Below are 22,629 nucleotides of genomic sequence, written 5' to 3' on the forward strand. Positions count from 1 at the left end.
CGTGTAAAAGCCTTTCATATCCGAGAGTTCGGCCGGCCACCAGGGTCGCCTTGTCATATGGTATTCATCGCCGGTGCGCATCTGTGCGGGGATTGCGGGGGATTGCTGATGAACGATATGCACGCGCCCAACCCATCGGCACCGGCGGTGGAAGCCCGTTCCGTTCAGGAATATATCGATGAGCGCCCGCTGTGGCGTGACGGTACGGAAGTTTCCGTCACGCCTATGACGGCCATGCAATGGCGCATCTGGGGGCTCGCGGCGGCGGGAAAATTCTTCGAGGGGCTGGTCGTGTTCATGACCGGCGTCGCCATGCCGCTGATGGCGGTGGAATTCTCCATGGGCGCGTTCGAGCACGGGCTGGTCGGCGCGGCGAGCCTGTTCGGCATCCTGATCGGCGCCCTGTTCCTCGGCGGGCTGGCGGACCAGTTCGGCCGCAAATTGATGTTCATCGCCGAGATGGCGCTGTTTATCCTGTTCCTGGTGCTGCTGTCGGTGGCGCCGAATTTCTATTGGATGGTGTTCTTCCTGTTCGGCGTGGGCGTGGCGCTGGGCTGCGATTATCCCACCGCCCATCTGGTGATTTCGGAAAGCATCCCCTCCAGCGCCCGCGGCCGCCTGGTGCTCAGCGCGTTCGGCTTCCAGGCGGTGGGTGCCCTGGTGGGCACCGGGGTGGGCTATCTCATCCTCACCTTCGCCCCGGAACTGGCGGCGTGGCGGCTGATGTATGCCACCGCCATCATTCCCGCCGTGATCGTGCTGGTCGGGCGCTTCTACGTGACCGAGAGCGGCCATTGGCTGGCGGCCCACGGCCGCATGGCGGAAGCCGAGCGCGAGGTCCACAAGCTGCTCAAGCGCAACCCGGATTATCCCAAGGAAATCAAGCTCAAGGTGCGCCACCCTCACGCCCATCCGCACCATGAGCGCAACATGTGGGCGCTGTTCAAGGCCAAGAACCTGCGCGCCACCATCCTCGCCTCGGTGCCCTGGTTCCTGCAGGATCTCGGCACCTACGGCATCGGCATCTTCACCCCCACCATCCTTGCCGCCGCCCTCGGCGCGCAAGCCAGCACGCAGCACAATCTCACCGGGATCATCGCCAAGGACATGTTGGCGGCGGAGGGCGCGGCCTTCATCGATCTGCTGCTGATCGTCGGCATCTGCGCCGCCGTCATGCTGGCCGACAAGGTCGGGCGCATCCCGCTCCAGGTGTTCGGCTTCATCGGTTGCGCGGCGGGGCTGCTGATCGCCTCCTTCTCCGTGGACTATACCGGCGGGGCGCAGATCTTCCTGATCTATACCGGCTTCATGCTGTTCAACTTCATGACCAACATGGGACCGAACGCGCAGACCTATCTCCTGGCCGGCGAGGTGTTCCCGACCCATATCCGCGGGCGCGGCGCGGGCTTTGCCGCCGCCTTCGCCAAGATCGGCGCGGTGCTCACCGCCTTCCTGTTCCCGATCCTGCTGCTGGATCTCGGCACGAAGCCGCTGCTCTATATCCTCGTCGCCACCTCGCTGGTGGGCGCCTGGATCACCTGGCAGTTCCGCATCGAGACCACCGGCGTCAAGCTGGACGATATCGGCGTGTGAACAAAAGGGCCCGCGGCAGCGGGCCCTTCCCCGGCGCCGGGCCGGCTCAGCCGAAGCGTTCGCCCACCACCTGCCAGTTCACGCGATCCTTCAGCACGGCTTCCACATGGGCGGTGCGCCTGTTCTCATAGTCGAGATAATAGGCGTGCTCCCACACATCGATGCCGAGCAGCACCTTCTTGCCGTCGGGCAGCGGATTGGCGCCGTCCTTCATGCCGAGCACGGCGAGGCGCTCGCCGTCGCGCACCAGCCAGACCCAGCCGGTGCCGAACACCCCGTCGCCGGTCTCGGTCATCTTGCGGTTGAGCGCCTCCAGCGATTGGAAATCCGCCTCGACGGCCTTCGCAAAGGCGCCCGTCGGGGCGGCCGGGCCGCCCTTGAAGCTGGCCCAGTACAGATCATGGTTCCAGGCCTGGGCGGCCTGGTTGAACATGGCGGTATCGCCGACCTGCTTGGAGGTGACGACGATTTCCGAAAGCGTCATGTCGGCATAGGGCTTGCCGGCGGAAAGGGCATTGACCTTGTCGTAATAGCCGCGGGTGTGCTTGCCGTAATGCAGGCCAACCGTGCGGGCCGAGATGGTGGGCGCCAGCGCATCTTCCGCATAGGGCAGCGGCGGCAGCACGAACGGCGCCGCCGCCCGCGCCACATGGGGCATGAACACGCTGGCGGCGATCGCGGCGCTGCCGAGCACCAGGGCATCGCGGCGGGACAGGCCCGCGTCGGGCGCGGACGGCTCCGGCGCGGAACCACCGAAGGAGGCGGAGGAACTGAAGGAGGATGTCATGAAACGTCTCCCGATATTGCGCCCGATGCACCGCATCCCTTGCGGGCTGGCGCGGGCCGCGAGGTTCGATCCCGCCCCGCGGGGATCATCGCCCCGGGGCTGTGCCGCGCGCAACCGCTTCGCGCCCGATCGGTGAATGGCCCCCTCCCCTTGATCGCAAACCGGTTCACCGCACCCGCGCGATCGCCGCCGGGATCGGACGAGCCCGGAACCGGGACCGGTGCGATCCGGGGTCCCGGCGCGGGGCGCGGGTCTGGTGCGCGCGGGCTTCTGCACGGTTTCAATGGCTTCTGGCCACGCCCTCAGCTAGAAAGAGGCGCATTTTCATTCGCGTCTCGGCCGCGCGGGGCGGAGCCCTGTCGCACAGGGTGCATGCCCGTGCCGTATCGCTACCCCATCCAGCGCTTCCCGAAGGAGGCGCGACACGGCGCTTGCGCCTCAAATCGAAACAGGTTTCGCCTTTGGCTTTCTCGACCCCCTCCCCGTCCATTGCCCGCGCCCTCGCGGCCCGCGACTATAACGAGCCGACGCCCGTGCAGGCCGCCGTGCTGGCGCCGGAAACCGCCGGGCGCGATCTGCTGGTCTCGGCCCAGACCGGTTCCGGCAAGACCGTGGCCTACGGCCTGGCGATCGCCGAGACCCTGCTCGGGGAAGCCGAATTCCTCGGCGCCGCCGGCGCGCCGCAGGCCTTGATCGTGGCGCCCACGCGCGAACTCGCCCTGCAGGTGCACCGCGAGCTGGAATGGCTGTACGAGAACGCGCGCGCGCGCATCGTCGCCTGCGTCGGCGGCATGGACCCGCGCCGCGAACGCCGCCTGCTCTCGGACGGCGTGCATATCGTGGTCGGCACCCCCGGCCGCCTGCGCGACCATATCGAGCGCGGCGGGCTCGACCTCTCGGCCCTCCAGGTGGCGGTGCTGGACGAAGCCGACGAGATGCTCGACCTCGGCTTCCGGGAGGATCTGGAATTCATCCTCTCTGCCGCGCCGGAGACCCGCCGCAGCCTGCTGTTCTCCGCGACCCTCCCGCGCGGCATCGTCGCGCTCGCCAAGCGCTACCAGCACGACGCCATGCGCATCGAGGTGGCGAACACCCAGGGCGGGCATGCCGACATCGAGTATCGCGCCGTGCGCATCGTGCCGAAGGAGATGGAGCACGCGGTCGTCAACCTGCTGCGCTATTTCGAATCCCCCTCCGCCATCGTGTTCTGCAACACCCGCGAGAGCGTGCGGCACCTGCTCTCCACCTTGCAGGAGCGTGGCTTTGCCGGCGTCGGCCTCTCCGGCGAGATGGGCCAGAACGAGCGCAACCAGGCGCTCCAGGCGCTGCGCGACGGGCGCGCGCGCGTGTGCGTCGCCACCGATGTCGCGGCGCGCGGCATCGATCTGCCCAATCTCGGCCTCGTCATCCATGCCGACCTGCCGCACGATGCGGAGAGCCTCCAGCACCGCTCCGGCCGCACCGGACGCGCCGGGCGCAAGGGGGTGAGCGTCCTGCTCGTGCCGCCCTCGCGCCGCCGCCGGGCCGAGCAATTGCTCCATTTCGCGAACGTCGTGCCGCTCTGGAGCGGCCCGCCCGGTGCCGAAGACATTCGCCGGCTCGACCAGGAGCGCATGCTCGCCGATCCGCTGCTGAACGAGGAGCCCTCGCCCGAGGATCTGGTCCTCGCCCAGGCGATCCTCGCCGAGCGCTCACCCGAGCAGGTGGCCGCCGCCTTGGCGCGGCTCTATCGCGACCGCCTGCCGGCGCCGGAAGACGTGCTCGACCCCGGCGAGGGCCGCAATGCCGCGCGCCTGCGCGATGCCGAGCGCGAGGAGCGCCGCCCCGAACGCGCGCCGCGCGAAAGCCGGGCCGGCGGCGCCGGTGGTCCCGGCGGGGCCAGCGTGTGGTTCCGCATGCCGGTGGGCCGGCGCAAGAATGCCGATCCCAAATGGCTGCTGCCGCTGATCTGCCGGCGCGGCGTCGTCACCAAGCAGGACATCGGCTCGATCCGCATCTTCGACAGCGAGACCGTGTTCGAGATCGCCGAGGACCTGGCCGAGAGTTTTCTGGCCAATGCCCGCGCCTCCGAGGGCGGCGACGTGCCCATCGAGCCCCTGACCGGCGATCCGGCGCCCGCCGCGCGCCGCCCGAGCTTCAGCAAATCCCGCAAGCCGGCCTACGACCCCGCCGCCATCGAGCGCCCCGCGGGCTCCGGTCGCACCGATGTGAAGGGCGCGTTCGGCAAATCGCGCCCGCCGAAAGCGGCCGGGGCGAAATATCCGCCCAAGGCGCCGGGCGCCGGCAAGGGCGGAAAGGCCAAGCCGAACAAGGGCCGTTTGCGCGACTGAGGCGGAGGCGCGGTCTCGCCCGCGCCGCCTCGAAATCGCCCGGCGCGCGACAACCGCAGCGGGCGGTGGCGCGCCTTTCGCGCGACCGCCGGATTTGGTGTCGCAGGCCGGCCGAAGCCTTTGAACGCGGCTCCCTCGTCCGCTACAGCAAAGCTTGCCGGGGGCGCCGTCGCGCGTCGAAATCCCTTCCCGCCGCGCCCCCAGGGAAAGCATGATGCAACGCCTTGTCCTGATCTGCGGCGCCCTGCTCCTCACCGCCGCGCCCGCGTTCGCCGACCGCGCGCCCACCGATGCCGAGCGCACCAAGGTGCTGGCCGCCATGGAAGCGGAAGGCTGCACCGACGGCTTCATCAAGGTCGACGACGGCATCTTCGAAGTGGACAATGCCAAGTGCCGCGACGGGCACATCTACGACCTCAAGTTCGATCCCGCCTTCAAGCTGATCGACAAGGACATGGAGCACTGAGGCGCGCGCCGCGCGGCGCTGCCGGCGGCGCTTTTCAAGGCGGCGCGCGGGCCCCGGGGCGCGAGGCTGCCGGGCCCGCGCGGTTTCGGCCTCACCTTTGCCATACAGATGATGCGGTTTGTGCGTTGGAACCCCGGAAACGCACGCCTTGATTCGTCGTCCCCTCTCCTTCTGCGCGCTCCCCCTGCTGGCCCTCGCCCTTATGGGACCGAGCGGCGCGTTCGCCGCCTCCCGCAGCCAGCAGACCTTCGCCAGCGGCGCGCACGACAAGGAAATGCTCTCGCTCGCGCCCGGAACCCGCATGGAGCAGCGGTGCAACGCCCGCGCCATGGGCGAGGTGGGGCGCGGCCACAAGGATCTGCACCCCGACGAGCTCGTCGCCTACGCGTTTGCCGATACCGTCACCTCCGACACCGCCGTGAAGGCGCCGGGCGCGGCGGTGCGCAGCGGCGGGAAATGGTATCGCCTGTCCTATTCCTGCCGCACCAGCCCGGACGGCATGACGGTGCTCTCGTTCGAATATTCCCTGGGCGACGTGGTGCCGAAGAGCGATTGGTCCGCCCATTATCTCGTGCCCTGAACGGCGGGCCCGCGACGCGCCGGGTCTTCGGACAGTTCTTTCCCGGGCCGCCTATTCCCCGGGCGACTTATTCCTCGGGCGACTTATTCCTCGGGCTCTGTGGTGAACATCAGGGGATAGCCCTTGGCGCGGGCGGCCTCCGAGGCGCGGGCGGACTTGGTTTCCGCCACATCGCGCGGAAACACCGCCACCACGCAGGCGCCGCGCCGGTGCGCCGTGAGCATGATTCCGAGCGCCTGGGGCTCGTTCATGCCGAACTCGGCTTTCAGCAGCATCACGACGAACTCGCGCGGCGTGTAATCGTCGTTGAGCAGGATCACCTTATGCAGGCGCGGCCGCGCGAGCTTGGGGCGCGTCTCATCCTTCGGCCGTTCAATGGTCGAGGGTTTGTCGGCGGCGCTGAAGTGTTCGCTCATGGTGCGGCCCGCATCTGCTGGAGGTCCCGGCCCATGGGCGGGGCTTTTACCGCAGGTGCGGGGGTGGGGCAAGGGGGTGGGTGATCTGGAGATTCCGCCTCCGTCTGGACCCGAAGCCGTCATTTAGCCGCGCCAATCAATTCGATTCTAGACAACAAGTAAGAATTGTAATATTGATTATCTATTACAAATGCAGGCATTACTTATGATATTTTCCAGCATCCCCTGGAAGGAAGGATTGTTAAAAGATGCAAAAAAGCTCGAAAAACTTCAGATAAAAACAGAATCATCATTTATATCATTTGAAAAAATGATATTTGTTTCCGCCTTAGCTATTAGAAAATTAATAGAATCACATAAGTTGACGGATCGAACAATTAAATCACAAATACTTTGCACGAGATATAAAATAATTAATCCGACATCGGTGCCAGACATTCTCAATGGTCATAACTTCAATGTATTTTACGACATTAAAAACGGTAGCGAGATAAATTTATCTATAAAATCATTTGTAAATAAAATAATTCATAGTTTTATATTAATTCCAGAAGTGAGGGATGAAATAAGCAATCAATTAAGCGGATTTTTTGTAAACAGCGATTTTGATAAGTCGAAATTTTTAGACTATTTCGCACTCCCTGAAATAATCAGAATTATGCGCCTTATTGGAAATGATGAAGTTATCGAGGCTGTATTTGAAAGATCGAAAGATGGATCAATGAAGGTTATAAATTTCGGACCCGATGATATACAACATTAAGTTGGAATAAAAATTTCACCGCGCTTAAAATACAGACGCGCAATATTCAGACACTTTCTTTTAATATAGAAAGAAGCCTCCTCGCTTCCTTCTCCCTCCTTGCGATACCCCTTCTCCCCGGATCGGGCCGCGGCCCCAGCTTGTAGTCCAGGGCGCAGACGAGCCCGGTCGCTCCCCGGGCCCATGTCATCGAGCGAGGGCTTCGCCACGCGCGAGCCGCCGATTTCACCTCTCCCCGACGGGGAGAGGTCGGCCGCGCAGCGGGCGGGTGAGGGGTTGAGCTTTCACGACTTCAAGGTGCACCGAACCGACGGCGGGCCCCCTCTCCCCAGCCCTCTCCCCTCGGGGAGAGGGAGAAGGCCCTTGTGTCGAGCCTCCAGCCCTTCTCGGGCCGCCCCTCACTTCCGCCGCCCACCCTTCCGATACCCCTTCGTCCCCGGATCGGGACGCGGCCCCGGCTTGTAGTCGAGGGCCGACAGGGGTTCGGCCCGGTCGCTCCCCGGCCCCATGTCGTCCAGCGTCGGCTTCGCCACGCGGGAGGAGGCGCGCGGGGCGTAGAGGGGGAGTTCGTCGGGGGTGCGGTCGCGCTCGGTCGGGGCCGGCTTCACCCGGCCGATCGGCGCCGGGGGAACAGGGGCCTCGGGCGCGGGGATACCGGGCGCCGGCGCGTGGCCGCTGCCGGTGTCGGATTTCGCCCGCCCCGTGATCTTGCCCCGCCCGCCCCGGCCGGAGGAGGCGCCCGCAGAAGAACCCGCCGAAGATCCCGCCGCCTTGGGCGGCTGGTTGGCGGCGCGGCCGTATTTGCGCTCGCCCCGGAAGCCGCCGGTCTTGTCGTCCACCGCCTCCTGCCGCGCCATGGGATCGTCGGAGACCGCAAGCTCGGTGGCCTGAAGGCGCTTGATCTCGTCGCGCAGCCGCGCGGCGGTCTCGAAGTCCAGGTCGGCGGCGGCGGCGCGCATGCGCTTTTCCAGATCCGCCATCACCGCCTTGAGATTATGGCCGAAGGCCGCCCCCTCTTCCGCAAGGCCCGCATCCACCTGCACGTGGTCGCGCTCATAGACCGAATTGAGGATGTCGCCGATGGCCTTCTTCACGCTCTCGGGCGTGATGCCGTGCTCGGTGTTGTAGGCCACCTGCTTCTCGCGGCGGCGCGTGGTCTCGGCCATGGCGCGCTGCATGGAGCCGGTCTCGTGATCGGCATAGAGGATGACGCGCCCGTCCACATTGCGGGCGGCGCGGCCGATGGTCTGCACCAGCGAGGTTTCCGAGCGCAAAAACCCTTCCTTGTCGGCGTCGAGAATGGCGACAAGTCCGCACTCGGGAATATCCAGCCCCTCGCGCAGCAGATTGATGCCGATCAGCACGTCGAACGCGCCGAGCCGCAGGTCGCGGATGATCTCGATGCGCTCGATGGTGTCGATGTCCGAATGCATGTAGCGCACGCGGATGTTGTTCTCGTGCAGATATTCGGTGAGGTCCTCGGCCATGCGCTTGGTGAGCACGGTGACAAGCGTGCGATAGCCCTTCGCCGCCACCGCCCGCACCTCGCCGAGCAGATCGTCCACCTGGGTGCGCGCGGGGCGGATCTCCACCGGCGGGTCGATGAGCCCGGTGGGGCGGATCACCTGCTCCACGAACACGCCGCCGGTGCGGTCCATCTCCCACGGGCCGGGGGTCGCCGAGACATGGATGGTCTGCGGGCGCATGGCCTCCCATTCCTCGAACCGCAGCGGCCGGTTGTCCATGCAGGACGGCAGGCGGAAGCCGTATTCCGCCAGCGTCGCCTTGCGGCGAAAGTCGCCGCGATACATGGCGCCGATCTGCGGAATGGTCACATGGCTCTCGTCGATGAAGACGAGCGCATTGTCGGGCACATATTCAAACAGGGTCGGCGGCGGCTCGCCGGGCTTGCGGCCGGTGAGCCAGCGGGAATAATTCTCGATGCCCGCGCAGGCGCCGGTGGCCTCCATCATTTCCAGATCGTAGCGGGTGCGCTGCTCCAGGCGCTGCGCCTCCAGCAGGCGGCCCATCTTGTAGAGTTCGTCGAGCCGAACCTTCAGCTCGGCCTTGATGCCGGCGATCGCCTGGATCAGCGTCGGGCGCGGGGTGACGTAATGGGAGGAGGCGTAGACCTTGATCGACTTCATGTCGCCGGTCTTGTGGCCGGTGAGCGGATCGAACTCGGCGATGCTCTCCACCTCGTCGCCGAACAGCGAGACGCGCCAGGCGCGGTCCTCGTAATGGGCGGGGAAGATCTCGATATTGTCGCCGCGCACCCGGAAGGTGCCGCGCGCGAAATCCGACTGGATGCGCTTGTATTGCAGGGCCACGAGATCGGCGATCAGCTGGCGCTGGTTGATGCGCTCCCCCACCTCCAGCTTGAAGGTCATGGAGGAATAGGTCTCCACCGAGCCGATACCATAGATGCAGGAGACCGAGGCGACGATGATCACGTCGTCGCGCTCCAGCAGCGCGCGGGTGGCCGAGTGGCGCATCCGGTCGATCTGCTCGTTCACCGAGGATTCCTTCTCGATGTACGTGTCGGTGCGCGGGACATAGGCCTCGGGCTGGTAGTAATCGTAATAGGAAACGAAATATTCCACCGAATTGTCGGGGAAGAACGACTTGAACTCGCCGTAGAGCTGGGCCGCGAGCGTCTTGTTCGGCGCCAGGATGATGGCGGGGCGCTGAAGCGTCTCGATCACCTTGGCCATGGTGAAGGTCTTGCCGGACCCCGTCACCCCGAGCAGCACCTGGTCGCGCTCGTGCGCGCGGGCCTGGGCCACCAGTTCGGCGATGGCCGCCGGCTGGTCGCCGGCCGGCTCGAACTCGCTCTTGATCACGAGGGGAACGCCGCCCTCGCTCTTGTCCGGGCGGGGCGGGCGATGGGGAGTCCAGGTCTGGCCGGTGACCTCTGGGCGCCCCTCCTGGATCAGCCGGGAGAGCGCCGCCACCGTCGCCGATGCGCCGGCGGATTCGAAATCGCCGCTCATGTCCCCCGGTGCGAGGCCGAGCGACTTCGCAACTTCAGGATCGAGGGGTTGGGCGGGCGCAGGCTCGAAATGACGCTGCGAGCGCTCGCCGAGTTTGCCGGGTCGGGATGCTTTGGCCATGGCGCCAATATGGGGTGCATCGGCGCCGGAGAAAAGGTGGCCCCGGCCCGATCAGGGCCGCCCCGCCTGCTCCAGTTCCTGCGCCCTTTGCTGGGTCAGCACGCGCCGGCATTCGGCGCCCTCCACCCGGGCGATGGTGCCGGCCCCGTTGACGTAGAAGGCGCAGTCCGCGTCCCGGAAGGCGGTCCAGGCCTTCTGCGCCGCCTTCAGCCGCTCCTGCTGCGGGGCGGTCTGCTGGGCGAGCAGCGCCTTGAGGGCGGTCTCAAGCCGGCTCTCCCACCCTTCGGTGAGCTTGGTGATGCAGCGCACGATTTCCGGCGTCGTGTCCTGGTCGCAGCTTTTGTATTCGCCGGAATACCAGGCATTCGGCTCGGCAGCGCGCGCCGGCAGCGCCGCCGCCGCCAGCATCAGGCAGCCGAGCAGCGCCGCGCGGCGCCGGCCGCCGGCTTGAAGGGATCCCCGTTTCGCTCCACGCGCATCACCCATCCGCGCCTCCCGATCTCGCATTCCGCGCAGCGACCATAGCCCAGCCGCGCGAGTCGCGCGCCGTCACCGCCGGACGATGACCATGCCGCGCGCAAAATCAACATCCCCATGGGGCAGGCGGGCGGGAACAGACGCTCGATCCGCCCTAGCCCGGCGGCGGGCCGCCCGGCACCGTGGCGCGGAACTGGCTGATCACGCTCGCTTCCAGGACATTGTAGCGGTTGCGGGCATCCGAAAGGTTCCAGCGCTCGCGGTCGAGCTGGTCGCGCAGATTGTTGCGGGTGCGCTGCTGGTTCTGTTTCGTGAAGTAGCACGCGGAATCATTCACGCACGGCTTGGAGAGATCGTCCTCGGCGCGGCGCAGCTGGTTTTCCAGGTCGAGCACCCGCGATTCGTAGCGCCGCACATTCTGCTGCGCGTCCCACAATTTGCGGCCGACCATATAGCCGGAGGAGAAGGCGGCCGCCGTGGCCGGCGGGCAGACGCCGGCATAATCGTCGCCGGCGCGTCCATGGGCAAAGCCCGAAGCGGGGGTGCAATAGGAGGCCAGGCCGATTTCGCGGCCGGCCATATAGGCCTGCACATTGGGGGCGACGCTATAGCTGCTGCAGGCCTTGGCATGCTCCTGAAGGCGGCTTTCCGGCTCGCCGTTGAAGCCGTCGGCCTGCCCGATCTCCTGCCAATTGCCGCTCTGGCATTCTTCCTTGGACAGGGTGGCGCAGCCGTTGAGGGCCATCAGCGCCACGGGAAAAACCATCAGCAGCGCCAGTCGCTTCGCCCGCATCGTGCCTCGCCCCTCGAACCCCGCGACCCCAGCCTGCGGTATGCTCGTAGGTTAATTGGCACGGCTCACGGGTTTATGACACCAAGTCGCGCCAGCGTGCGCGCACGGCCCAGCAGGGGGAGAAGCGCGGCGAGTTCCGGGCCGGTCTCCTGCCCGGTCAGGGCGAGACGCAGCGGCCGGAACAGCGCCTTGCCGCTGCGCCCGCTCGTGGCCTTCACGGCGGCGATCCAGGGGCCATAGGTGCCGGCGTCCCAGGGCTCCGGCGGCAAAAGCGCGCCGGCCGCGGCGAGAAACGCGCGGTCTTCCTCGGCGATGACGCCGTGCCCGGCGTCGGAGCACACCTGCCACCAATGGAGCGCATCGGCGAAGGTTGCGAGATTGCCGCGCACCGCCAGCCAGAAATCCGCGCCGCCGGAGATGCCGGCCGCGCTCAGCCGGCCCGCCACCGCCTCGAAGGGCAGATGGTGCAGCGTGCGCGCGCTCAGCAGGGCGAGGTCCGCGGGATCGAACCGCGCCGGCGCGCGGGAGATGTGGGAGAGATCCACCTTGGCGGCGAGCGCGTCCATGCTCTCCACCGGCGCCAGCGCATCCGAGGTGCCGACCAGAACCGCGGCGGCGGCCACCGCCAGCGCCTCCTGCCCCTCCTCGCGCAGCGCCCGCAGCGAGAGGTGCCCGAGCCGCTTGGAGAGGCCCTCGCCGCTCGGCAAGGTGAGCAGATTGTGGTGGGCGAAGCGCGGCGCGACGCCGCCGAGCGCCTCGAACAATTCGATCTGCACCGCCGTGTTGGTGACGTGGTCCTCGCCCCGCACCACGCAGGTGATGCCCATGTCGAGATCGTCCACCACCGAGGTGAAGGTGTAGAGATAGGTGCCGTCCGCCCGCACCAGGACGGGATCGGACAAAGTGGCGGTGTCCACATGCTGCGGCCCGCGCACGCCGTCGTCCCAGGTCACCGCGCGACGGTCGAGGCGGAAGCGCCAATGGGGCGCGCGGCCTTCGGCCTCCAGCGCGGCGCGCTCTTCCGCCGTGAGGGCGAGGGCGGCACGATCATAGACCGGCGGCAGGCCGCGCGCGCGCTGAAGGCCGCGCTTGAGGTCCAATTCGGCTTCGGTCTCATAGGCGGGATAGAGGCGCCCGGCGGCCTTCAGCGCCTCGGCGGCCGCGTCGTAAAGGGCGAGCCGGTCGGACTGGCGCGCCACGCGGTCGGGCGGAATGCCGAGCCAGTCGAGATCCTCGGCGATGGCGTCGGCAAATTCCGCGCGCGATCGCGCCGCGTCCGTATCGTCATAGCGCAGGATGAAGGTGCCGCCGCCGCGCCGTGCGAGCAAAGCGTTCAGCAGGGCCGTGCGCGCATTGCCCACATGGATCAGGCCGGTGGGCGAGGGCGCGAAGCGCAGGACCGGCGCGGGTCCGAGGAAGTCCGAAGGGGAGGATGATGCCGACATGGCCAAGCCCATAGCGCGCGGCGGCCCGCGCGTCGATGCCCGGGATGTCCCGGCCACGAACCGGCCGCGCGGGGCCGGGCCGGGCCGAAAGCGGGCGGGACCTATGCCCCGCCTGCCCGTGAAAATCGCCGATGGCCGGCTGCGCTCATTGCGGCGGGCACGGCGCGCCGGGGGCGCAGCCGGGCGGCGCTCCCCGCGGCGGGCGCTGCTGGCCCGGAGGCGGACCTCCCGGATTGCCGTGCGGCGGACGCCCGGGATACGCGCCCGGAGGCGGGCCGCCGGGATTGCCGTGCGGCGGGCGACCCGGATAGGCGCCCGGGGGCGGACCGCCCGGGTTGCCGTGCGGCGGACGGCCAGGATAGGCGCCGGGAGGCGGACCGCCCGGATTGCCGTGCGGGGGACGGCCGGGATACGCGCCGGGAGGCGGGCCGCCCGGGTTGCCGGGATAACCGCCCGGCGGGCGGCCCGGATACGCGCCCGGCGGATGATAGCCGGGGCCGCCGGGATAGCCCGGACGGCCTGGACCGACCACCGGATAGCCGGGACGGCCGGGATGGTTCCACCAGCCGGGCGGGCGCGGGCCGGGGCCGGGCGGCGGCACGCCCCAGCCCGGGCGCGGGCGGGGATTATAATACTGCCAGCGATTGTACTGGTTCCACCACGGTGCGCCGCGATAATAGCGGCCCCAGTAATTGCCGAAATTGAACCCGACCACCGGAATGCCGATCACCGGGGCATATTCCGGCACCAGGACCCGCTCGCCGCGATAGTCTAAGGCGAGATATTCCCCATACACCCAGCCGCGATTGGGACCCCAGGCCACATCGCACCAGGACTGGTTGGAGAGGCAGCCGAAAATCTCCACCGGCGCGCCTTCCGGCAGCACCGTGACGCGGGGATATTGGGTGTCGGGACCGGCACGCATGTTGACGTCCGCCGTGGTGAAGCCGGGCGAGGCCTGCGCTGCTCCCGCCAGGCAGGCAAAGGCCAGGGCCCAGCCCGCGATCTTCATTGCCCCAATCATCCGCACCCTCGATTCACGCAATAACGCCACCGTTACCGGGAGTCGTGATCCGTTTCCATGGCGTTTCCGGTACGTGACCGCGGCGGCATTGCGACACCGCGCGGGCTTAATCATGAGATGGCAAACGGCACCACGTCGCGGATGTTCGGATCGGTGCGGATCTCCCGGTCGAGCGGCGGGAACGCCCGCAGGTCGCAGTCGCGGCGCGGGCAGATGCGGCACGAGACGCCGAGCCGCGCCACCGGCGCCGCTTTGAGGTCCAGCCCGTCGGCATAGACCATGTCGTCGGCGAACGAGACCTCGCAGCCGAGCCCGAGCGCATAGGCGCGGTGCGGCTGGCCGTGGCGCAGGCTCGGCGCGTGGATCGAGCGGGCGAGGCAGATGTAGCGCACGCCGTCCGGCATCTCGCCCAGCTGCACCAAGGTGCGGCCCTGCGCCTCGAATGCCTCGTGCACGTTCCACACCGCGCAGGCGCCGCCATGGCGGGCGAACTGGAAGCGCGTGGCGCTGTGGCGCTTGGTGATGTTGCCGGCGCGGTCCACCTTGGCGAAATAGAACGGCACGCCCTTCGCGCCCGGCCGCTGGAGGGTGGAAAGGCGATGGCACACCTGCTCCAGGCTCGCGCCGGTCTCCAGCACCAGCCGGTCGAGATCGTGCCGGCGCGCTCGGGCCAATTCGAGGAACCGGCCATAGGGCAGCACCAAAGCGCCCGCGAAATAATTGTTGAGCGCGAGGCGGCAGATTTCCCCGGCCGTCTGGCTGCGGAACCCGGCGCCCGCCACGAGGCGATCCATCAGCGGCCCATGCTCCAGCTGGGCGATCGTGACGCCGAGACGGAACGCCCGGCTCGCGGGCGAGAGCACCCCCGACAGCGTGAGAAGGCGGCTGCGCGCGTCATAGCGCGACAGCGGCAAGGCGGGATCGGGCGGCCCCACCTCAGTGCGCACGTTGAAGCGGTCGGCGAGATAGGCCGTAAGGGCGGAAATGGGCTCGGCGCCGGCCAGGAGCCCCAGGCGCTCCGCACACGCCTCCGCCGCCCGGTCCAGGGCATCGACGTAATTGTCGATATAATGGAAATAGTCGCGCACCTCCTCATAGGGGATGAGCTTTGCCTCGTCGCCGATGCCGGCGGTCAGCATGTCGTCCATGGAGGCGCGCCATTCCGCCGTGCGGCGCAAGGCGGCATTGGTGCGCAGGAAGGCGTGGGCGAAGGCCGGCGAGAGATTGGCCACCGCCTTCATATCCTGGAGGCCGAGGTCGAGATCGCGGAACAGCGGGTCTGCGGCGGCCTCGCGCAGGTCCGCCACCAGGCGGTCGAGATCCTCCGCGCCGAACGAGGTGATATCGACCGAAAAGGTGCGCGAAATGGCGATCAGCACCGAGGCGGTGAGCGGGCGCTGGTTGCTCTCGATCTGGTTCACATAGGACGGGGACACGCCGAGCCGGTGGGCCAGCTCGCTCTGCTTGAGCCCGAGCTTCTCGCGCAGGCGACGGACCGCATGGCCGGCGAAAACCTTCTGGCGCATGGCCGCCTCGAATTGTAAATTCTTTACACATTACAACATGGTTTTTTTACATATTCAACTTTCTCACCGCATTTGCTAGCGCAACAGCCCTGGTGCCGCATTTCGCCCGGCGCGGGGGGATGTGAACCCTTTCCCTCGGGCGTTCGGCACCATTAGACTGGTTGCAAGAAACCGGGACGAGACTGGGCAATCCGGCAGGGGACTTGGGCGCATGAAGGAAATTCTGGAAGAGCTTGAGAGCCGGCGCGGCGTTGCACGCCTGGGTGGCGGCGAAAAGCGCATCGAGGCGCAGCACGCCCGTGGCAAGCTGACCGCCCGCGAGCGCATCGAGCTTCTGCTGGACCGTGGCTCGTTCGAGGAATTCGACACCTTCGTGCAGCATCGCTGCATCGATTTCGGCATGGAAAACCAGAAGATCCCCGGCGACGGCGTGGTCACCGGCTGGGGCACGGTGAACGGCCGCAAGGTGTTCGTGTTCGCCAAGGACTTCACCGTGTTCGGCGGCTCTCTGTCTGAGGAGCACGCCCGCAAGATCACCAAGATCCAGGACATGGCGCTGAAGACCCGCGCGCCCATCATCGGCCTGTTCGATGCCGGCGGCGCGCGCATCCAGGAAGGCGTCGCGGCGCTCGGCGGCTATGGCGAGGTGTTCAAGCGCAATGTCACCGCCTCCGGCGTGATCCCGCAGATCTCGCTGATCATGGGCCCGTGCGCCGGCGGCGACGTCTATTCCCCGGCCATGACCGACTTCATCTTCATGGTGCGCGACACGAGCTACATGTTCGTCACCGGCCCGGACGTGGTGAAGACCGTCACCAACGAGACCGTGACCGCCGAGGAACTGGGCGGCGCCAAGGTGCACACCTCCAAGTCCTCGGTCGCCGACGGCGCCTATGAGAACGACGTGGAGATGCTGCTCCAGACCCGTCGCCTCATAGATTTCCTGCCCGCCAATAATTCCGCCGGGGTGCCGGAATGGCCCTCCTTCGACGATCCGCTGCGGATCGACGAGAGCCTCGACACGCTGATCCCGGACAATCCCAACAAGCCCTACGACATCAAGGAACTGATCCTGAAGACCGTCGACGAGGCGGACTTCTTCGAGATCCAGGCGGCCTACGCGAAGAACATCGTCACCGGCTTCGGCCGCATCGAGGGGCGCACGGTGGGCTTCGTCGCCAACCAGCCCATGGTGCTGGCCGGCGTGCTGGATGCCGACGCCTCCCGCAAGGCGGCGCGCTTCGTGCGCTTCTGCGATGCGTTCGAGATCCCCATCGTCACCTTCGTCGACGTGCCGGGATTTTTGCCGGGCACCGCGCAGGAATATGGCGGCCTCATCAAGCACGGCGCCAAGCTCTTGTTCGCCTATTCCCAGGCGACCGTGCCGCTGGTCACCCTCATCACCCGCAAGGCGTTCGGCGGCGCCTATGACGTGATGGCCTCCAAGCACGTGGGCGGCGACGTGAACTATGCCTGGCCGACCGCGCAGATCGCGGTGATGGGCGCCAAGGGAGCGGTCGAGATCATCTTCCGCGCCGACATGGGCGATCCGGACAAGATCGCGGCCCAGACCAAGAATTACGAGCAGCGCTTCCTTTCGCCCTTCGTGGCGGCGGAGCGCGGCTATATCGACGAAGTCATCATGCCGCATTCGACCCGCCGGCGCATCGCCCGCGCGCTCGCCATGCTGCGCTCCAAGCAGGTGGAACAGCCCGCCCGCAAGCACGACAATCTGCCTCTCTAGAGGCCCCCTCCCAACCCTCCCCCGCACGCGGGAGAGGGCTTTTCCGCATCCCCGCACCCGCCCCCTCTTCCGCTTGCGGGGATGGGCTGGGGAGGGGGAAAGCGGGAGGTGCAATCGAACGAACACGGGCGCCGAGCGCCGAGGGGATCGACCTAGATGTTCTCGAAAATCCTGATCGCAAACCGGGGCGAGATCGCCTGCCGCGTCATCAAGACGGCGCGCAAGATGGGCATCAAGACCGTGGCCGTCTATTCCGACGCCGACAAGGACGCGCTCCATGTGGAGATGGCGGACGAGGCGGTGCATATCGGCCCGCCCCAGGCCGCCCAATCCTATCTGATCATCGAAAAGATCATCGACGCCTGCAAGCAGACCGGCGCCGAGGCGGTGCATCCCGGCTATGGCTTCCTCTCCGAGCGCGCCGCCTTCCCGCGCGCGCTGGCCGAGGCCGGCATCGTCTTCATCGGCCCCAATCCGCACGCGATCGACGCCATGGGCGACAAGATCGAATCCAAGAAGGCGGCGGCGGCGGCCAATGTCTCCACCGTGCCGGGCTATCTCGGCGTGCTGGAGGACGGCACCCAGGCGGCGAAGATCGCCGACGAGATCGGCTATCCGGTGATGATCAAGGCCTCCGCCGGCGGCGGCGGCAAGGGCATGCGCATCGCCTATTCCCGCGAGGAAGTGCAGGACGGCTTCGACCGCGCCAAGAGCGAGGCCAAGTCCTCGTTCGGCGACGACCGGGTGTTCGTGGAAAAGTTCATCGTCGACCCGCGCCACATCGAGATCCAGGTGCTGGGCGACAAGCACGGCAATGTGGTCTATCTCGGCGAGCGTGAATGCTCGATCCAGCGCCGCAACCAGAAGGTGGTGGAAGAGGCCCCCTCCCCACTGCTGGACGAAGAGACCCGGCGGAAGATGGGCGAGCAGGCGGTCGCGCTCGCCAAGGCAGTCGGCTACGACAGCGCCGGCACGGTGGAATTCGTCGCCGGCCAGGACAAGAGCTTCTACTTCCTGGAAATGAACACCCGCCTCCAGGTGGAACATCCGGTCACCGAGCTGATCACCGGCATCGACCTCGTGGAGCAGATGATCCGCGTCGCCGCCGGCGAGCCCCTCACCTTCTCGCAGGCGGACGTGACGCTCACCGGCTGGGCGGTGGAAAGCCGCATCTATGCGGAAGATCCCTATCGCTCCTTCCTGCCCTCCACCGGCCGGCTGGTGCGCTATCGCCCGCCGGCGGAAGGCGTGCACGACGGCATCACCCTGCGCAACGACACGGGCGTCTATGAGGGCGGGGAAATCTCGCTGTTCTACGATCCCATGATCGCCAAGCTGGTCACCCACGCGCCGACCCGCGCGGAAGCCATCGAAGCCCAGGCGGACGCGCTGGACGCCTTCGCCATCGACGGCATCGGCCACAATATTCCCTTCCTCTCCGCGCTCATGGCGCATGAGCGCTGGAAGGACGGCCGCCTCTCCACCGGCTTCATCGCCGAGGAATATCCCGACGGCTTCCACGCCCGCGCGGCGGTGGGCGAGCTGGCCCATGTGCTGGCGGCGGTGGCGGCCGCCATCGACCATGTGCAGAACGACCGCAAGCGCCGGATCTCCGGCCAGATGTCGGGCATCCCGGTCACCTTCGACCGCCGCCGCATCGTGCGCCTCAACGGCCAGGGCGGCGTGCAGCTGCTGCCGTGCGAGATCGACGTGACGGCGGACGGCTTCACCGTCCACATGCTCACCTGGAAGGGCGAGACCATCCATTCCCACCAGCTGGTCACGGCGTGGAAGCCGGGCGACATCGTGTGGAGCGGCACGGTGGACGGGGTGAAGGCCTCGCTCCAGGTGCGGTCGATCCCCAACGGCGTGTCGCTCGCCTATAAGGGCGTGGCGGTTCAGGCGCAGGTCTATACCGAGCGCGAGGCCGCGCTCGCGACCCTGATGCCGGAGAAGGCGGCGGCCGGCGGCGGCAAGGAATTGCTCTGCCCCATGCCGGGCCTCGTGGTCTCCATCGCCGTCGTGCCGGGCCAGGACGTGAAGGCCGGCGAGGCGCTCGCCGTGGTCGAGGCCATGAAGATGGAAAACGTTCTGCGGGCCGAGCGCGACGGCATCATCAAGGCGGTCCACGCCAAGCCGGGCGAGAGCCTTGCGGTTGACGCGGTGATCCTGGAATTCGCGTGATGAAGGGGCGCGCTTCCCCGTCCCGCGGTGTGCGCTGTGCACCGTTCAAGCCCTCCCCCCGTGCGGGGGAGGGTTGGGAGGGGGGTCGCGCCGCCGCAACGCGCCGACGCGCCGCGTCTTCGCCGGCGCGAGGATCCCTTGTCCGTGCGCGGCACCATACCCCCCTCCTCATCCCTCCCCCGCACGGGGGGAGGGGCCGCGGCGCGCTCCCGACAAACGGCCCCGCGGATCCGGAGACCCTGTGATGCGCCTGCTCTCGCACCTGCTGAAGCGTTTCGTGGAGAAGGGCCAGCTCACGGTCATCACCGTGGACGGCATGCGGCACGTGTTCGGCAGCGGCGGGGACGGGCCGAGCGTCACCGTGCGCATGCACGACAAGAAGCTCGAGCGCGACCTGTTCTTCAACCCGGAGCTGGTCGCCGCCGAAGCCTATATGGACGGCCGCCTCACCTTCGAGGACGGGGCGGGGGTGTTCGACCTGCTCAACCTGTTCTCGGTGAACCGCAAGGGCCTCGGCGCCCATCCGGTGCAGCAGGCGCTGCGCAAGGGCTGGCGTGCGCTGCGGCGGTTCCACCAGGCGAACCCGATCGCCAAGGCCAAGGAGAATGCCTCCAGCCATTACGACCATCCGGCCGAATTCTACCGGCTGTGGCTGGACGAAACCATGGCCTATAGCTGCGCCTATTTCTCCGAGCCGGACGAGCCGCTGGCGGAGGCCCAGCGCAACAAGTTCCGCCATGTGGCGGCGAAGCTGAAGCTCACCCCCGGCATGCGGGTGGCGGAGATCGGCTCCGGCTGGGGCGGACTGTCCATCTATCTCGCCAAGAATTGCGGCGTGCACGTCACCGCCATCAACGTCTCGCCCGAGCAACTGGCGGAATCGCGCCGGCTCGCCGCGGCGGCGGGCGTCGCCGACCAGATCGATTTCCGCGAGATGGATTATCGCGACCTGAAGGGCCCGTTCGACCGCGTCGTCTCCATCGGCATGATGGAGCATGTGGGCGTCGCCCATTTCGACGCCTATTTCGCCACCATCCGCGACTTGCTCGGCCCCGGCGGGTTTGCCCTGGTGCACGCCATCGGCCGCATGTCGCCGCCCGGCACGACAGCGCCCTTCATCCGCAAATACATCTTCCCCGGCGGCTATGTGCCGGCCCTGTCGGAAGTGTTCGCCTCCACCGAGCGCACCCATCTGTGGGTCGCCGACATGGAGGTGCTGCGGCTGCATTATTACTGGACCATCCGCGCGTGGCGCCACAGGTTCGAGGCGCGCCGTGCCGAGGTGGAGGCCATGATGGGCGCGCGCTTCACCCGCATGTGGGAATTCTATCTCGCGGCGGTGGAGCTGGGCTTCCTGCACGGCTCCAACATGGTGTTCCAGCTGCTGCTCGCCGAGCGGCGCGACGACGTGCCGGTGCGGCGCGACTACATGTTCACGGGGGAAGAGGCGCTGGCCGCGCAGGAATTGCGCCTGCCGCCCGCCCCCTCCAGCCAGGAGTTTGCGCGATGACCGAGGGTTCCGGCACCTTGCCGTTCACGACCGATCTTCCCCCCGCGACGCGCGAGGACTGGCTGAAGCTGGTGGAAGGCGTTCTGAAGGGCGCGCCCTACGACAAGAAGCTCGTCACCCGCACCTATGAGGGGCTCTCGCTCGACCCCTTGCCGCCGCGCAAGCGCGATGCCGCCCCCATCGCCGGGCGTCCGGCCGGCGCGCCCTGGATCATCAGCGCGCGGGTGGACCAGGCGGACAAGGACGCCGCCAATGCCCAGGCGCTGGAAGACCTGGACGGCGGCGCCTCCGGCCTCACCCTCGTCTATGCCTCCTCGCCCCATGCCCACGGCTTCGGCCTGCCGGACGGCGAGGTGCTGGAGCGGGTGCTGGACGAGGTGATGCTCGACCTCATCGACACGCGGCTGGAGAGCGGCGCCTTCAAGGGCCGCGAGAACGCCCTCGCCTTGGCGAAGCTGGTGCAGGATCGCGGCCACAGCCCGGCGGACCTCTCGGTCTCGTTCGGCCTCGATCCCATCGGTGATCTCGCGGCGGCGGGCTCAGCGCCCATGCCCTGGGCCAATCTCGCCCAGCGCTTTTCCGAGACCGCCGGCATTCTCGCCGGCAAGGGCTTCAAGGCCCGCTTCGGCCGTGCCGACGGCGCGGTGCATCACGCCGCCGGCGCCTCGGACGCGCAGGAGCTGGCGGCGGTGCTCGCCACCGGCGTCGCCTATCTGCGGGCGCTGGAAGCGGCGGGCGTATCGCTGGAAGCCGCCTTCGGCCAGATCGAGCTGGCCTTGACCGCCGACGTGAACCAGATCGCCACCATCGCCAAGTTCCGCGCGCTCCGCCTGCTCTGGGCCGCCGTGCAGCGCGAGAGCGGCGTCGCGGCGAGCCCCGCCCATGTGCACGCCACCACCGCCTGGCGCTCCATGACGCGGCGCGATCCTTACGTGAACCTGCTGCGCGCCACGGTCGCCGCCTTCTCGGCCGGCGTGGGCGGCGCGGACAGCGTAACCGTGCTGCCCTTCACCCAGGCGCTCGGCTTGCCGGACGCGTTCGCCCGCCGCCTCGCCCGCAATACGCAACTGGTGCTGCTGGAGGAATCCAATCTGCATCGCGTCGCCGACCCGTCCGCCGGCGCGGGCGCCATGGAGACGCAGACGGAAGGGCTCGCCGCCGCCGCCTGGCAGATCTTCCGCGCCATCGAGGGCAAGGGCGGCATGGCGCAGGCGCTCACCACCGGCTGGTGGCAGGCGGAGATCGCGCAGGTGCGCGCCCGCCGCGCCAAGGATGTGGCGACCCGCAAGGAGCCCATCACCGGCACCTCCGAATTCCCCCTGCTGGGGCAGGCCATGCCGGCGGTGCTCGCGCCGAGCCCCGCGCGGGCGGCGCCGCTGGTGGAGGGCGCGCTGGCGCCCCACCGCCTCGCCGAGCCGTTCGAGGCCCTGCGCGATGCCGCCGAGGCGGAAGCGCCGACCGCCTTCCTCGCCACTCTCGGCCCCATCGCCGCCTTCACGGCGCGCGCCACCTATGCCCGCAATCTGTTCGAGGCCGGCGGCATCGCCGCCCCCGTGCCGGAGGGCTTCGCGACGCTGGAGGATCTCATCGCCGGCTTCGCGGCCTCCGGCGCGCGCATCGCCTGCCTGTGCGCCTCGGACGAGCTTTATGCCGAGCAGGCGGAGAAAGCCGCCCGCGCGCTGAAGGCCGCCGGCGCGAAAGCCGTGTGGCTCGCCGGCCGGCCGGGCGAACATGAGGCGGCCTGGCGCGCCGCGGGCGTCGACGGCTTCCTGTTCGCCGGCTGCGACGTGCTGGAGGTGCTCGGCACCGCCCAGCAGCAATTGAGTGCCTGAACCGGACTGGACTTGCGCGACCCCGCGCCTGCTCGCGCGGTGCGCC

General features: G+C 67.8%; 17 protein-coding genes. 9 read left to right on the forward strand and 8 right to left on the reverse strand.

What is annotated here, in order from left to right:
• The first annotated feature begins 108 nt into the window (after positions 1 to 108).
• Positions 109 to 1,593 carry an MFS transporter gene (locus V5F84_RS15745; protein WP_394044613.1) on the forward strand — a complete coding sequence of 495 codons (1,485 nt, stop codon included), beginning with the start codon at positions 109 to 111 and terminating at the stop codon, positions 1,591 to 1,593.
• 46 nt (positions 1,594 to 1,639) lie between these two features.
• Here the strand turns inward: V5F84_RS15745 and V5F84_RS15750 are convergent, their stop codons facing one another.
• On the reverse strand, positions 1,640 to 2,380 hold the full coding sequence (locus V5F84_RS15750) for a superoxide dismutase (protein WP_394044615.1): 741 nt from the start codon (positions 2,378 to 2,380) through the stop codon (positions 1,640 to 1,642).
• A gap of 461 nt (positions 2,381 to 2,841) precedes the next feature.
• Between V5F84_RS15750 and V5F84_RS15755 the strand changes: the two genes are divergently transcribed.
• The 3 genes from V5F84_RS15755 (at position 2,842) to V5F84_RS15765 (ending at position 5,756) form a co-directional block, all read left to right on the forward strand.
• Positions 2,842 to 4,710: a DEAD/DEAH box helicase gene (locus V5F84_RS15755; RefSeq protein WP_394044617.1), complete on the forward strand. Its 1,869-nt coding sequence runs from the start codon at positions 2,842 to 2,844 to the stop codon at positions 4,708 to 4,710.
• A gap of 214 nt (positions 4,711 to 4,924) precedes the next feature.
• Complete coding sequence (locus V5F84_RS15760) at positions 4,925 to 5,176, forward strand: PepSY domain-containing protein (RefSeq protein WP_394044619.1); 252 nt, start codon at positions 4,925 to 4,927, stop codon at positions 5,174 to 5,176.
• 148 nt (positions 5,177 to 5,324) lie between these two features.
• Positions 5,325 to 5,756, forward strand: coding sequence for a DUF930 domain-containing protein (locus V5F84_RS15765; protein WP_394044621.1), 432 nt, complete (start codon positions 5,325 to 5,327; stop codon positions 5,754 to 5,756).
• Positions 5,757 to 5,839: 83 nt separating this feature from the next.
• Here V5F84_RS15765 and clpS read toward each other — a convergent pair whose 3' ends face one another.
• Positions 5,840 to 6,172, reverse strand: a complete 333-nt coding sequence (gene clpS / locus V5F84_RS15770) for an ATP-dependent Clp protease adapter ClpS (RefSeq protein WP_394044623.1) — start codon at positions 6,170 to 6,172, stop codon at positions 5,840 to 5,842.
• 190 nt (positions 6,173 to 6,362) lie between these two features.
• On the opposite strand from clpS, the gene V5F84_RS15775 reads away from it, so the two are divergent.
• On the forward strand, positions 6,363 to 6,935 hold the full coding sequence (locus V5F84_RS15775) for a hypothetical protein (RefSeq protein ID WP_394044625.1): 573 nt from the start codon (positions 6,363 to 6,365) through the stop codon (positions 6,933 to 6,935).
• A 398-nt stretch (positions 6,936 to 7,333) separates the two neighbouring features.
• On the opposite strand, the gene uvrB is transcribed toward V5F84_RS15775, so the two are convergent.
• From uvrB to V5F84_RS15805, 6 genes are all read right to left on the reverse strand, one after another.
• Complete coding sequence (uvrB, locus tag V5F84_RS15780; protein ID WP_394044627.1) at positions 7,334 to 10,048, reverse strand: excinuclease ABC subunit UvrB; 2,715 nt, start codon at positions 10,046 to 10,048, stop codon at positions 7,334 to 7,336.
• 51 nt (positions 10,049 to 10,099) lie between these two features.
• A complete protein-coding gene (locus tag V5F84_RS15785; protein ID WP_394044629.1) occupies positions 10,100 to 10,534 on the reverse strand; it encodes a lysozyme inhibitor LprI family protein in 435 nt (144 codons plus the stop codon).
• Between the two features lie 145 nt (positions 10,535 to 10,679).
• Complete coding sequence (locus V5F84_RS15790) at positions 10,680 to 11,318, reverse strand: DUF2799 domain-containing protein (RefSeq protein ID WP_394044631.1); 639 nt, start codon at positions 11,316 to 11,318, stop codon at positions 10,680 to 10,682.
• Between the two features lie 65 nt (positions 11,319 to 11,383).
• On the reverse strand, positions 11,384 to 12,763 hold the full coding sequence (locus V5F84_RS15795) for a glutamate--tRNA ligase (protein WP_394044633.1): 1,380 nt from the start codon (positions 12,761 to 12,763) through the stop codon (positions 11,384 to 11,386).
• A gap of 145 nt (positions 12,764 to 12,908) precedes the next feature.
• Positions 12,909 to 13,775: an SH3 domain-containing protein gene (locus tag V5F84_RS15800; protein WP_394044635.1), complete on the reverse strand. Its 867-nt coding sequence runs from the start codon at positions 13,773 to 13,775 to the stop codon at positions 12,909 to 12,911.
• Between the two features lie 122 nt (positions 13,776 to 13,897).
• Positions 13,898 to 15,313 carry a short-chain fatty acyl-CoA regulator family protein gene (locus tag V5F84_RS15805; RefSeq protein WP_394044637.1) on the reverse strand — a complete coding sequence of 472 codons (1,416 nt, stop codon included), beginning with the start codon at positions 15,311 to 15,313 and terminating at the stop codon, positions 13,898 to 13,900.
• Positions 15,314 to 15,524: 211 nt separating this feature from the next.
• Between V5F84_RS15805 and V5F84_RS15810 the strand changes: the two genes are divergently transcribed.
• The 4 genes from V5F84_RS15810 (at position 15,525) to V5F84_RS15825 (ending at position 22,583) form a co-directional block, all read left to right on the forward strand.
• Positions 15,525 to 17,057: an acyl-CoA carboxylase subunit beta gene (locus V5F84_RS15810; RefSeq protein WP_394015055.1), complete on the forward strand. Its 1,533-nt coding sequence runs from the start codon at positions 15,525 to 15,527 to the stop codon at positions 17,055 to 17,057.
• Positions 17,058 to 17,213: 156 nt separating this feature from the next.
• Positions 17,214 to 19,241, forward strand: a complete 2,028-nt coding sequence (locus V5F84_RS15815) for an acetyl-CoA carboxylase biotin carboxylase subunit (RefSeq protein ID WP_394044639.1) — start codon at positions 17,214 to 17,216, stop codon at positions 19,239 to 19,241.
• A 244-nt stretch (positions 19,242 to 19,485) separates the two neighbouring features.
• The gene (locus tag V5F84_RS15820; RefSeq protein WP_394044641.1) at positions 19,486 to 20,751 is read left to right on the forward strand and encodes a class I SAM-dependent methyltransferase; all 1,266 of its coding nucleotides are present in this window, start codon (positions 19,486 to 19,488) and stop codon (positions 20,749 to 20,751) included.
• Complete coding sequence (locus V5F84_RS15825; protein WP_394044643.1) at positions 20,748 to 22,583, forward strand: methylmalonyl-CoA mutase subunit beta; 1,836 nt, start codon at positions 20,748 to 20,750, stop codon at positions 22,581 to 22,583. Before V5F84_RS15820 ends, V5F84_RS15825 begins: the two co-directional genes overlap by 4 nt.
• Positions 22,584 to 22,629 lie beyond the last annotated feature (46 nt).

Origin of the sequence: Roseixanthobacter liquoris (assembly GCF_043195135.2) — a bacterium.
GTDB lineage: Bacteria > Pseudomonadota > Alphaproteobacteria > Rhizobiales > Xanthobacteraceae > NCEH01.